The sequence below is a fragment of the Lederbergia lenta NBRC 16444 genome, assembly GCF_001591545.1.
GTDB lineage: Bacteria > Bacillota > Bacilli > Bacillales > Bacillaceae_C > Lederbergia > Lederbergia lenta.
This window is the reverse complement of the sequence record NZ_BCVC01000003.1, coordinates 39,029-51,178: the sequence shown is the minus strand read 5'-3', so window position 1 is coordinate 51,178 and position 12,150 is coordinate 39,029. Positions and strand designations below refer to the sequence as shown.

The window sequence follows — 12,150 nt, the reverse complement described above, 5'->3', positions numbered from 1 at the left end:
CATTTAATTTGTATGGTGCTTCAATCTTTAAACGAATGATTAAATTTGTATCTCACTCATTAAGGCATGGGTATTGTCTTCCGTATCTTTAAAAAATGCCATCCATGTTTCGCTTTGTCCCATTTTTGCTACGCAATAAGGTTCATTGATAAAAGTTACTCCTTTGTTTAAAAAAGCTTTATATGTTTCTTGTATATTTTCAATCTGAAAATATATAACAGAACTTGCGTGAGCAAACTTTTTCTTTTCAGGTAAGCTAATTAGCAAGCGAACATTATTAGATGAAAAGAATGCCATAGTTTCAGTGTTAAATAGGAGTGGCAGTTCTAATAAATCTCTATAAAATACGATTGCTCTCTCCAAATCCTTTGCGGGTATACCTACCTGTCCAACCTTCAAAATAAACAGCCCCTTCATCATGTTTTATATATTATTCGTGTAATAGTTACAATTACCTTTAAATCTATTTGATAGGGTTACTATCATAGTTGCTTCATCTGCTCAAAGATCCGAAAGTGCATTCCTAGATTTATTAATTGGAGAAGAAAATAGTGTTTCCTATGGGATTAGCGCAAGGCCTTGAGACAACGCAAGAGTGGAAATTAATTTTTTCCGATTCCACATAAGTTTGTCTATTATGAAATGGACTTAATTGTAAATAAATTACAATGTGAAGTGAGTATAAAGAATATTTGATGAAAACAGTATCTTATGAAAAAGTAGAAAAAGCTAGTAAAAGGGAAGGATAGGTTGGTATAGGGAGTAAATATAATGAAATGTATAGATGAATTGATGAGAGGTATTTTTATGAAGGCATTTGCAAGTATATGTTTGAATTATCTGTTTGTAATGATTGCAATATAACCGTAACATTAATATGTACTTATGATCACCCCTAAATGCTTTCGCTACACTCTTCTTTATATCTAGCTGTTAACCCGTTATTGATTTTAAGTACCGATGTTAAAAGTCTATTACATTTATTTCTAGGAGGATCGCTTGCAGTACTCATTACATATGTATATTTAAATAAAAAAGATGAAAAAGGAGTTTTAGTTTCTATGCGTAAAATGATGATCGTACTCTCCATTTGTATGCTTGTTTTATTAAGTGCATGTAGTGGAGGAGCAGGTAAAGACAGTATTAAGATGATAAAATTTGCTGATGCAGGTTGGGATAGTATTCGATTTCATAACAGTGTTGCACAACTCATTATCGAAGAAGGATATGGGTATGATACTGAAGTGACAAGCGGAACAACAGCGGCTACTATCCAAGCACTGCAACAGGGAGATATTAACGTCTATATGGAGGCGTGGACTGACAATATTAAAGATGTATATGAAAAAGCGATCGAGAGCGGGGATATTATTAAAGTCTCAACAAACTTTGATGACAACTCGCAAGGACTATATGTCCCAACATATGTCATAGAAGGGGATGCCTCTAAAGGAATTGAAGCAGTGGCACCTGATTTAAAAACAGTAGAGGATTTAGCGAAATATCCAGAAATTTTCAAAGACCCAGAGGATTCTACGAAGGGAAGAATCGTAGGAGCACCATCTAGCTGGGCAGTTAGTGAGCAGTTGGAAGATAAGCTTAAAACATATGGGCTAGATGAGCAATACAATTACTTAGCCCCGGGGTCTGACTCAGCAATCGTTGCCTCATTAGCCGGTGCGATCAAAAAGGGTGAGCCATGGGTTGGCTATTATTGGTCACCTACTTGGGTAACGGCAAGCTTTGATTTAACGCTTCTTGAAGATAATCCGTATGAAGAGAAAGTATGGGAGGAAAATCGTGGCACAGCATTTCCACCAAATGATGTGGTTGTAGCTGTTCATAAAGATTTGCCTAATCAAGCTGAAGATGTGGTGGACTTTTTGAAAAAGTATGAAACAAGTAATGAGTTAACAGAAAGCGCATTAGATTATATGGAAGAAAATGAAGTAGAAGCAGATGCTGCAGCTATTTGGTGGATGAAAGAGTATGAAGATGTTTGGACAAAATGGGTGTCAGATGAAGTAGCTGAAAAAGTTCTATCCGCATTAAATGAAAAATAATTTAGGGATGGGAAAGAGCTGTAGCTACATTATGCTTCAGCTCTTCCTATACTTGAAGCTAGACAAAAACATAGACTAACAGATGATATGTTATCAAATAGTTTATTAGAGAGGTGAGGAAGTGGCTGTTTTTTTTACAGTCTATAATGTATGAATGAATTTCCTGATATACGTATACCGATTGGTACCGGGGTGGAAAAGTTTATTGATTTCTTAGCGGAAAATTTCTCTGCTTTTTTCGATTTTATATTTGTAATCGCATCAGGCTCCATTAAGGGACTAGAATCTGCTTTATTATTCATTCCATGGTGGATCTTTATCATTATTATATTTTTATTAGGTTGGTATTTTACAAGTTTATATGGAGGTTTGTTATTTTCGGCTTTCATATTCTTAATAGGAACATTCCATTTATGGGCCGAAACGATGACAACAATCTCCGTTGTCTTAATTTCAGTGATTCTAGCACTTTTGATAGGCATACCGTTGGGGATATTAATGACTTTTAATAAAACGTTCTCTAACACGATGCGACCTGTGTTAGATGCAATGCAGACAATGCCTACCTTTGTTTATCTAATTCCTGTTATTTTCTTTTTTCCATTAGGAAATGTTCCAGCAGTGATTGCTACGATCATTTATGCCTTGCCGCCAGTTAGTAGGCTGACAGAGCTAGGGATTCGAAATGTCGATCAAGAGGTTATTGAATCTGCTCAATCATTCGGTTCTTCAAGAACGCAAATGTTAATAAAAGTACAGCTTCCTCAAGCCTTGCCGACCATTATGGCTGGGATTAATCAAACAACGATGATGGCACTTGCAATGGCGGTCGTCGGTTCCATGGTTGGTGCGCAAGGGCTTGGTGAGCGTGTTTTATACGCGATAAATCGGATTGATATATCTCTTGGGTTTGAGGCAGGGGTTAGTATCGTTTTTCTAGCAATTATTATTGATCGGATTACAGGCGGAATTGCTGAGCGTCTTCAGAAACACAGGAGGAATGTCTCATGACAGTTAAATTGAAAGTTGAAAATGTATCAAAGATATTTGGATCAAGGGTAAAAAAGGCAATTTCTATGATTGAAAATGGTGAATCAAAAAGTGATATTTTAGCAAAGACAGGCCAAACTGTTGGCGTTTATAATGCATCAATGGACATTATGGAAGGTGAAACCTTTGTCATTATGGGGCTTTCAGGAAGTGGTAAATCAACATTAATTCGATGCTTTAATATGTTGAATCGTCCAACAGCTGGTGCTATTTATGTAGATGGTGAAAACATCGTCGAATATAACTCTCAGCAACTGAAATATTATAGGCAAAAGAAAATTGCGATGGTTTTCCAGCACTTTGGTCTCTTCAGTCACCGGACAGTATTAGAAAATATCGAATATGGGTTAGAGATAAGAGGAATGTCGAAGGAAGAACGGCAAAAGATTGCCCGACATCAATTAGAGACAGTTGGTTTAAAAGGATACGAGGATCAATATCCAGATGAGCTCTCCGGTGGGATGCGGCAAAGGGTTGGGATTGCGCGTGCATTGGCCAATGACCCAGACGTTTTATTAATGGATGAACCATTCAGCGCACTTGATCCATTAATTAGAAGAGAGATGCAATTAGAGCTTTTAGACATTCAAAACAGACTGCAAAAAACAATTATATTCATTACTCATGATGTCAATGAGGCCTTTAAAATTGGTGATCGCGTTGCTGTCATGAAGGATGGAAAGGTTGAGCAGATTGGTACACCTGAAGAGATTTTAGATGAGCCAGCTAATGACTATATTACAGAGTTTATAAAGGATATTGACCGATCTAAAATTCTTCAAGCTGAACATATTATGATCAAGCCACATGGATTAGTATCATTGAAGGACGGCTTGAACGTGGCAGTTAAAGTGATGCGTGAACAGGGGATTTCTAGTGTTTTCGTTACGGATCGCCAGCGCCATTTACAAGGACTTGTAACGATTGATCGGGCAATTGAGGGATTAAAGCAAAGGAAAACGTTACAAGATGTATTAGAGAAGGATGTCAATACTGTTGATCCAAGCGAATATGTCCAGGATATTATACCGAGAGCATTAGACTCGAAATACCCGCTTGTAGTCGTAAATGAAGAGAATCATATAGAAGGAATTATTTTAAGGGTACATGTATTAGCTAGTTTAATTGGCGATAATGGCAATGGAGAAAAAGCGGATAATGAAGTAGAAGTAAACAGCTAGGTAAATCAAATAGGAGAAAATAAATCAGGCACATCATTCAAATGGAGATTGATGTGCCTGATTTTTATATATACATAAAGATATTCGTATTGTAAGGATCTATTTTGAAAAAAGATGACATATGTCATTTTTTTCTCATGACATAATCTACTGATATTTATTGGATATGGAATATAGAATATAAGTATAGATCAGTGGAGGTGGGCGAATGGAAAGTGTAGTGAAGATAAATGGACTAACAAAAGTGTTTAAAAGGAAAAAAGCAGTTGATGATGTATCTTTTTCAATAAATAGCGGTGAAGTTGTTGCTATTTTAGGTCCGAATGGTGCAGGGAAGACGACGACAATGTTAATGATGCTAGGCCTGTTAACCCCTACAACTGGTAAGTCCACGTTATTTAATCAAGATGCGCGGGAAAAGACTGTCCGTGAAAGAATAGGTGTCATGTTACAGGAAGTTAGTTTAATGGATGGATTAAAGGTAAAAGAGATTATTCGACTTTTTCGTAGTTATTATCCGAATCCAATATCGATGGGTCAGCTTATCAGTCTCACTGGCCTAACTGAGGAAGATTTAAATAAGCGCACGGAAAAGCTTTCGGGTGGGCAAAAGCGAAGAGTGGGTTTTGCGCTAGCATTAGCTGGAAATCCAGATTTGTTATTTTTTGATGAGCCAACTGTAGGGATGGATATTACGTCACGAAAAGTGTTTTGGGAAACAGTGAGAGAACTTGCTAATCAAGGGAAGTCGATTATTTTCTCGACACATTACTTACAAGAAGCGGATGATATCGCGGATAGAATTATTCTATTTAATAAGGGGACTATCATTGCTGATGGGAAGCCAGAAGATATTAAAAGAAGGCTCTCCAAACAATCGGTTTCGTTTATTGCGACTAAAGATATTCCACTAGAAAATGTTCTTCAATTGCTCCATGTGTCTAATGTATATGTGCAAGGGGGGAGAACTTTCATTGTTACAGACGAAACAGATTCTATTTTGTTCAGTATTTTTAAGCATAAGTGGGATGTGAAGGATATTAGAATTGAAAAAGGACGTTTAGAGGAAGCATTTGAACAATTAACAGAAGAAAGGGAGGAAATATAGATGAGCATACTAGGAAATCAATGTAAAGTAGAAATTTTACGGATGTTTAGGAACCCATATTATATATTTTGGTCGCTATTTATGCCAATTATATTTTATGTTATTTTTACAAAGGTCGTCAATATGAATGTCCCAGATAAAGGGCTTTGGAATGCACACTACTTAATGTCTATGGCTACTTTTAGCGTGATGGGAAGTGCGATCATGACATTGGGAATCCGTATGGTACAGGAGCGTGCGGAAGGATGGACATCATTTATTCAGGTGACGCCTTTATCTGGGATTATCTACTTTACTGCTAAAATGCTTGGGCAGACGCTTGTCCACTTATTTTCCATTCTCGTTATTTTTCTCGCTGGCGCTTTGATAAATGGAGTCTCCTTATCTGTGTTTGAATGGATAACGAGCGGTGGCTGGATACTACTTGCTTCATTGCCATTCCTGGGTCTTGGTGTGTTAGTTGGTACAATGAAGCGCGTCGACACAGCTTCTGGTGTCAGTAACGTTATTTATATGCTTCTAGCAATCACCGGTGGAATGTGGATGCCGATGGAAATTTTACCGAAAACAATTCAAACAATTGGTTCATGGTTACCTGCATATAACTTTGCTAATGGTGCCTGGGAAATTATTCGTGGGAACGCACCTGAATTCAAAAATATAATTATTTTGGCGGGGTACCTTCTAGTGTTCATGGTATTATCAATATATATAAGAAGGAAACAGGAAGCGGTGTAATGCTTGAATAAATTTCAGATTTTTCCGAAACAACTCGGTGTGTTTCCCTACATCTTTTTAATATATTTGGTTATGCCTTTGTTTTATGTAGCAAAGGAAACAGGGATAAAAGAAATGATTGGCTATGCCTTAATACTGCTTTTTCTTGTGGCATACAGACAGCTGTATAGTCCGTTAACGATTAAGCCATATTCCTATTGGTTGGCAGTGCAAATCAGTATTATTGTTATTCTCAGTTTCTGGTATGATCCCAATAATTTGTTTCTAGGCTTTTTTCCAGCCAATTTTATTGGTTGGTTCGTAACTAAAAAGTACTTTTATCGTGCGTTAATTTCTTTTATGGTCGCATTGAGTGTGACAACGATCATTACAGCGATGCAGGGACTCATGGAAAACACGCTATATTTCTTCCCTTTCTTAATCGTCATGTTTATTTCTCCTTTTGGCATACGCTCTATAAATAAACGCATGGAATTGGAAAAAGAGCTTGATCAAGCAAATGCGCAAATAAAAGAGTTAATTAAACGGGAAGAAAGAGTAAGAATTGCTAGAGATTTACATGATACTTTGGGGCATACATTATCTTTGATTACTTTGCAAAGTCAGTTGGTGCAAAGACTAGCTGAAAAAAGGCCTGAGCAGGCTAAAGTGGAAGCAAAGGAAATTGAAATAACATCCCGTTCTGCATTGAGCCAAGTTCGTGAACTCGTTTCAGGCATGCGGGCAATTACGATTGCTGATGAACTGGCAGATATGCAGCAAATTTTTACAGCTGCCAATATTTCATTTCAGATTGAAGGGGAATCCAACTTCTCCGATATCCCGTTACTGCAGCAAAATATTCTCGGTATGTGTCTTCGTGAGGCAACGACAAATATCGTGAAGCATAGTGCAGCTAAAAATTGCTTTATTATTTTTTATAAAGTAAGGGGGAATTACACGATTGTAATCGAAGATGATGGTATTGGATTGATTTGTGAGGAGAGTAAAGGAAATGGTTTGAAAGGTATGAAGGAACGACTTGCTCTTATCGAAGGAGAACTCACGATTGAATCTAAGGAAGGCACAACACTTACGATGAACGTGCCAGTGATTATAAAGCAAGAGAAAGAAGGAATCGCTCTATGATACGAATTGTAATTGCGGAAGACCAACGAATTTTAAGAGGCGCTCTCGGTGCTCTGCTCGATTTTGAGAAAGATTTAGAAGTGGTCGGTCAGGCTGAAAATGGAGAGGAAGCATTGAAATTAGTAAAAGGGCTTCAAGCAGATATATGTCTAATGGATATTGAGATGCCCTTGAAAAGTGGCCTTGATGTTGCGGCTGAACTAAAACAGAGTGGTTCTAAATGCAGGGTGATCATGTTAACAACTTTCGCACGACCAGGATATTTCGAACGTGCAGTAAAAGCTGGTGTTCATGGTTATTTACTAAAAGATGGTGCAATTGAAGATCTTGCTGAATCGATTAGGAGAGTAATGCAGGGGAAACGGGAATTCGCACAGGAGTTGATCATGAATTCTTATAAGGAAGATAACCCACTCACAAATAGAGAAATGGATATCTTGAAGCTAGCAGCAGAAGGGAGAACATCAAAGGAAATATCAGGAGAGTTATTCTTATCGGCTGGTACCGTGAGAAACTATATGTCTGAAATTCTCCAAAAATTAGGTGTGAAAAACAAGATTGAAGCAATTTCAATGTCAGAAGAAAAAGGGTGGATATAAAGGCTGGCCGAGGAAGTCAGGACAGCCTATTAAAACTAGGATTGGGCTCTATGAAGAGAAGCGCCTAATCGGTTATGCGCATATTTTTGATTGGGAAGAATACGAACTTACTTTTCCCGATGATATTTTTTTCGTCAATATAGCCTAGGAAGTTGCGGCTGTCCCCGCTATCAAGACGATTATCCCCCATCACAAAGTAATGTTCTTCGGGGATTTGCAAAGGACCAAAATCTCCTGTTAAAAGTAACCCTTTTTTATCCGCTACGATTTGATTTTCCTTGAGATAAGGTTCCTTTACTTCTTTTTCATTAATAAATAAACGGTCTTCTTTCATTTCGAGTACATCGCCTGGTAGGCCAATTACTCTTTTTACATAATTATCTTTCGTCCCTTTGATAATAATGATATCTCCCCTATTAATATCTCCAATCCAATTAGATGTCTTACTTACGATAATTCGTTCTCTATCATGAAGTGTAGGCTCCATCGAGGCACCGTCGACAATAAATGGAGAAAATATAAAAGTCCTAACGATAAAAACAATAGCAACTGCAAGTATAATGGGTTTAAACCAACTGTCTTCTTTTTTAGTATGTGTCTTAGACAAATTGTCCTCCTCCTGAGTGAGTTAATTCTTGTATATATATATTCTCCCTAAAAATTGAAATGCCTGCAAGGTAAAAATAAGGGAATTTTTACCCTTGCAGTTTTTGGCTCATTTTGTAGAATGGTAGTAGCTTTTTAGAGAGGGGAATAAAGAAATGTGGGCAGAATTCAAGAAGTTTGCCATTCAAGGTAATGTATTAGATTTAGCTGTTGCAGTTGTAATCGGTGCAGCTTTTGGGAAAATAGTGACTTCATTAGTAGATAATATTATTATGCCACTTGTTGGTGTGCTACTTGGAGGTAAAAGTTTCGAGAAACTCACTTATCCAGTCGGAGACACAGCGATTGAATACGGAGTATTTATTCAAAGCATCGTAGATTTCTTTATCATTGCTATTTCTATTTTTCTTTTTATTAAAATATTAGGCGGCTTAAAACGAAAGAAAGAAGAAGAAGTCGTAGAAGAAAAGACGGAAGTTACACCTGAGGTCGAGCTTTTGGCTGAAATTCGAGATTTATTAAAAAAATAAAAATAAGTGTGAAGGTGAAAAAAACCGGGGCGGATGCTCCGGTTTTTATGTGTTCAGCTATAGGCGCCAAAAGTCATACACCTCTGCTCTGAACGAGTGCCTTTCGGTTTTCTTATTTACGCTTCTTTAGCTGCTTGGATTTCAAGGTGAATTTTTACATCATCACTGACTAGTACGCCGCCTGTTTCAAGCGATGCGTTCCACGTCAAGTTATATTCGCTGCGTTTTAATGTACCTTCCACGCTGAAACCTGCTTTTTCTGCTCCGCTCATTGGATCTTTTGCCACACCTTCAAAAGTGACATTAAATGTTTCAGGTTGTGTTACACCGTGCATAGATACATTACCTGTCACGGCATAAGTATCTTCACTTTTTCTTTTAATTTCTGTTGAAGTAAAAGTTAATTCTGGGTATTTTTCAACTTCGAAAAAGTCCGCAGAACGGAGATGATTGTCGCGGTCATCGTTACGTGTATCAATGCTTGCCATATTTATTGTAAATGTCAAACTTGCAGTTGTTAGGTCGTTCGGATCAGCTTCTACTTCTGCTGTGAAATCATTAAAAGAGCCTTTCACTTTAGAAACCATCATATGTCTTACTGAAAAATCAACATTACTATGCGCGATATCTACATTCCATTTAGCAATTGTCATTTAAAATCCCTCCAATAATATAATTACAAAAAGTAAGTAACTATTATTAATATACATGCTTTTGAAATGAATGTAAAGAGCTTATTTTGACTTTGCTATTAAAAGAACTGATAATTATGTTAAAGACGGTGGCTTTACAATTCCCTGATAGTAGCATGATCAAACAAAACGTTTATGGGGAATAGTATACGATAGGATTCATTAATTTACAGAAGCGGAGTGGATTAAGATGCGTATGGTAGACATTTTAGCTAAAAAGCGTGATGGAGTAGAGTTATCGGCGGAGGAGCTTCAGTTCGTGGTTAATGGATATACAAAAGATGAAATTCCTGATTATCAGATGTCCGCTTTTTTGATGGCAATTTATTTTCAAGGAATGTCAGCAAAAGAGACAGCAGATTTAACGATGGCAATGGTGGAATCAGGTGATCAAATTGATTTGTCACAAATTCAAGGTGTGAAAGTGGACAAGCATTCAACTGGTGGAGTAGGTGATACAACAACGCTTATACTTGCACCACTTGTTGCTGCTCTTGGTGTACCAGTTGCGAAAATGTCTGGACGAGGGCTTGGTCATACGGGCGGAACATTGGATAAGCTAGAAGCTGTACCAGGATTCCATGTGGAAATTACAGAGGAAGAATTTATAAACCTAGTAAACCGTAATAAAATAGCAGTTATCGGCCAGTCTGGAAATTTAACACCAGCTGACAAGAAAATATATGGATTACGTGATGTGACAGCTACGGTAAATTCGATACCACTTATAGCTAGTTCAATTATGAGTAAGAAAATCGCGGCAGGTGCTGATGCAATTGTTTTAGATGTAAAAGTAGGCGCGGGAGCTTTTATGAAAGACTTGGGAGAAGCAAAGAAACTGGCTAATGCAATGGTTGATATCGGTAATAATATAGGACGCCAAACGATGGCTGTAATCTCTGATATGAGCCAACCACTTGGCTTGGCTGTTGGGAATGCGTTAGAAGTAAAAGAAGCGGCAGAAACACTCCAAGGAAAAGGACCAGCTGATTTATTGGAATTATGTTTAGTACTGGGTAGTAAAATGGTGACGCTTGCTGGAAAAGCAAATTCTGAAGGGGAAGCGCGTGCAATGTTGGAGGGAGTAATTGCAAATGGAAAAGCACTCGAGATGTTCAAGGTGTTTTTAGCTGCACAGGGTGGAGATGTTTCGGTTATTGATAATACAGAAAAACTATCGCAAGCGAAATATCAGATTCAAGTGGAAGCACCAAAAAGCGGATATGTTTCTGCTATTATTGCGGATGAAATTGGGATTGCAGCGAGCATGCTTGGCGCAGGACGAGCTACAAAAGAATCGGAAATCGATTTAAGTGTTGGAATTGTGTTACATAAAAAGATAGGAGATAAAGTAGGATCTGGGGAGGCAATTGCTATGATTCACAGTAATAAGGAAGATGTGGAGGATGTGAAAAAGCGCATTGTTCAAGCCTATAATTTTTCTATAGAAAAGCCTGCACCAACTACGCTGATATATAAATAAAGATTACTTTCTAAATGAAGTAATAACAACAACTACAAGAAAAGAATCTAAAAAAGAACAGGGAGAATTGAAATCCCTACCAAAATACTTGAATTCATGATATGATAAATGAAAATGATTCTCATTTGTTGAGAGGCTAAATAGGGAGGATTCATTTATGATTGCAACAAAATCGATTGTAGATGTAATAAGAGAAAGAACTTCTGTGAAAACAGGATATATAGATAAAGAGGTAAGTCAGGAATTAATTCTGTCATTATTGGAAAATGCAGTTTGGGCACCGACACATGGTGTGCGTGAACCATGGCGTTTTATATTTGTATCCGGAGAGCGAAAAGAAGCATTTATTGAGACGATCCTTCAATGCCATCCAGTGAATAATCACGAAAATGTGCGGAGTAAATTCGACAATGTCCCTGCGTTTCTTGTTGTAGTAATGAATGAGGATCCGCGCCAAAAAGTGTGGGAAGAAGACTTTGCGGCGACGAGCTGTATGTTACAAAACCTTCAATTACTTGCATGGAATCAGGATTTGGGTATGGTTTGGAAAACACCTAATCATATTTATGATCCCAAATTTCGTCATGCGCTAGGAGTTGAAGGAGGAGAAAAAATTGTTGGGGTATTGAACATTGGATACTTCGACAAAGAGATTGTCGCGAAAAAGGCTCGTAAAAGAGTAAAACCAGCGGAAATAATGTCTGCATTTTAATTCTAGAGACCGTCTACAGCTTCAAGCTGTGGGCGTTTTTTTATTTTGATAAGAGAAATTATTTAAAAAATAGGGGTATAAGGAGAACTGCCAGTAAACGATCCACAATGGCTTGTAAAGTCGTGCGTCCGCAAGTATAGTATCCTCCATGGCTAGTAAGTTATCTGTGACGGCCAGTGAAAGTTCCATAACGGCCAGTAAGCATGAAAATCATTTTTTTTATCCTTCTTAAAGCAAAGAAAACAGAGCATTATTAGGTA

The 12,150-nt window shown here is 37.5% G+C and carries 13 protein-coding genes; 10 read left to right on the top strand and 3 right to left on the bottom strand.

Annotated elements, in window-relative coordinates:
- Positions 1–39: 39 nt before the first annotated feature.
- Entirely contained in the window at positions 40–417 is a 378-nt protein-coding gene (locus BLE01S_RS12435; protein ID WP_066143385.1) for a VOC family protein, read from the bottom strand.
- Positions 418–1,061: 644 nt separating this feature from the next.
- On the opposite strand from BLE01S_RS12435, the gene BLE01S_RS12430 reads away from it, so the two are divergent.
- The 7 genes from BLE01S_RS12430 (at position 1,062) to BLE01S_RS12400 (ending at position 7,867) form a co-directional block, all read left to right on the top strand.
- Positions 1,062–2,063, top strand: coding sequence for an ABC transporter substrate-binding protein (locus tag BLE01S_RS12430; RefSeq protein ID WP_066142463.1), 1,002 nt, complete (start codon positions 1,062–1,064; stop codon positions 2,061–2,063).
- 150 nt (positions 2,064–2,213) lie between these two features.
- Positions 2,214–3,074, top strand: coding sequence for an ABC transporter permease (locus BLE01S_RS12425; protein WP_066142459.1), 861 nt, complete (start codon positions 2,214–2,216; stop codon positions 3,072–3,074).
- Positions 3,071–4,294 (top strand): quaternary amine ABC transporter ATP-binding protein, encoded by a 1,224-nt coding sequence (locus tag BLE01S_RS12420; RefSeq protein WP_066142456.1) that lies wholly within the window; start codon positions 3,071–3,073, stop codon positions 4,292–4,294. Before BLE01S_RS12425 ends, BLE01S_RS12420 begins: the two co-directional genes overlap by 4 nt.
- Before the next feature lie 208 nt (positions 4,295–4,502).
- Complete coding sequence (locus tag BLE01S_RS12415) at positions 4,503–5,402, top strand: ABC transporter ATP-binding protein (RefSeq protein ID WP_066142453.1); 900 nt, start codon at positions 4,503–4,505, stop codon at positions 5,400–5,402.
- Entirely contained in the window at positions 5,403–6,140 is a 738-nt protein-coding gene (locus tag BLE01S_RS12410) for an ABC transporter permease (RefSeq protein WP_066142449.1), read from the top strand.
- Positions 6,141–6,143: 3 nt separating this feature from the next.
- The gene (locus BLE01S_RS12405; RefSeq protein ID WP_066142445.1) at positions 6,144–7,268 is read left to right on the top strand and encodes a sensor histidine kinase; all 1,125 of its coding nucleotides are present in this window, start codon (positions 6,144–6,146) and stop codon (positions 7,266–7,268) included.
- The gene (locus BLE01S_RS12400; RefSeq protein WP_066142440.1) at positions 7,265–7,867 is read left to right on the top strand and encodes a response regulator transcription factor; all 603 of its coding nucleotides are present in this window, start codon (positions 7,265–7,267) and stop codon (positions 7,865–7,867) included. Before BLE01S_RS12405 ends, BLE01S_RS12400 begins: the two co-directional genes overlap by 4 nt.
- Before the next feature lie 64 nt (positions 7,868–7,931).
- On the opposite strand, the gene lepB is transcribed toward BLE01S_RS12400, so the two are convergent.
- Positions 7,932–8,474, bottom strand: coding sequence for a signal peptidase I (gene lepB / locus BLE01S_RS12395; protein WP_066142436.1), 543 nt, complete (start codon positions 8,472–8,474; stop codon positions 7,932–7,934).
- 154 nt (positions 8,475–8,628) lie between these two features.
- On the opposite strand from lepB, the gene mscL reads away from it, so the two are divergent.
- Positions 8,629–9,003 carry a large conductance mechanosensitive channel protein MscL gene (gene mscL, locus BLE01S_RS12390; RefSeq protein ID WP_066142432.1) on the top strand — a complete coding sequence of 125 codons (375 nt, stop codon included), beginning with the start codon at positions 8,629–8,631 and terminating at the stop codon, positions 9,001–9,003.
- 116 nt (positions 9,004–9,119) lie between these two features.
- Here mscL and BLE01S_RS12385 read toward each other — a convergent pair whose 3' ends face one another.
- Positions 9,120–9,656, bottom strand: a complete 537-nt coding sequence (locus BLE01S_RS12385) for a YceI family protein (RefSeq protein ID WP_066142430.1) — start codon at positions 9,654–9,656, stop codon at positions 9,120–9,122.
- Positions 9,657–9,885: 229 nt separating this feature from the next.
- On the opposite strand from BLE01S_RS12385, the gene BLE01S_RS12380 reads away from it, so the two are divergent.
- Both BLE01S_RS12380 and BLE01S_RS12375 read left to right on the top strand, forming a co-directional pair.
- On the top strand, positions 9,886–11,178 hold the full coding sequence (locus tag BLE01S_RS12380) for a pyrimidine-nucleoside phosphorylase (RefSeq protein ID WP_066142426.1): 1,293 nt from the start codon (positions 9,886–9,888) through the stop codon (positions 11,176–11,178).
- Positions 11,179–11,335: 157 nt separating this feature from the next.
- The gene (locus BLE01S_RS12375) at positions 11,336–11,890 is read left to right on the top strand and encodes a nitroreductase family protein (protein ID WP_066142423.1); all 555 of its coding nucleotides are present in this window, start codon (positions 11,336–11,338) and stop codon (positions 11,888–11,890) included.
- Positions 11,891–12,150 lie beyond the last annotated feature (260 nt).

Bases quoted from the DNA above. Each gene is read 5' to 3' on its own strand.
- BLE01S_RS12435 (WP_066143385.1), bottom strand. From the start codon at position 417: ATGAAGGGGCTGTTTATTTTGAAGGTTGGACAGGTAGGTATACCCGCA.
- BLE01S_RS12430 (WP_066142463.1), top strand. From the start codon at position 1,062: ATGCGTAAAATGATGATCGTACTCTCCATTTGTATGCTTGTTTTATTA.
- BLE01S_RS12425 (WP_066142459.1), top strand. From the start codon at position 2,214: ATGAATGAATTTCCTGATATACGTATACCGATTGGTACCGGGGTGGAA.
- BLE01S_RS12420 (WP_066142456.1), top strand. From the start codon at position 3,071: ATGACAGTTAAATTGAAAGTTGAAAATGTATCAAAGATATTTGGATCA.
- BLE01S_RS12415 (WP_066142453.1), top strand. From the start codon at position 4,503: ATGGAAAGTGTAGTGAAGATAAATGGACTAACAAAAGTGTTTAAAAGG.
- BLE01S_RS12410 (WP_066142449.1), top strand. From the start codon at position 5,403: ATGAGCATACTAGGAAATCAATGTAAAGTAGAAATTTTACGGATGTTT.
- BLE01S_RS12400 (WP_066142440.1), top strand. From the start codon at position 7,265: ATGATACGAATTGTAATTGCGGAAGACCAACGAATTTTAAGAGGCGCT.
- mscL (WP_066142432.1), top strand. From the start codon at position 8,629: ATGTGGGCAGAATTCAAGAAGTTTGCCATTCAAGGTAATGTATTAGAT.
- BLE01S_RS12385 (WP_066142430.1), bottom strand. From the start codon at position 9,656: ATGACAATTGCTAAATGGAATGTAGATATCGCGCATAGTAATGTTGAT.
- BLE01S_RS12380 (WP_066142426.1), top strand. From the start codon at position 9,886: ATGCGTATGGTAGACATTTTAGCTAAAAAGCGTGATGGAGTAGAGTTA.
- BLE01S_RS12375 (WP_066142423.1), top strand. From the start codon at position 11,336: ATGATTGCAACAAAATCGATTGTAGATGTAATAAGAGAAAGAACTTCT.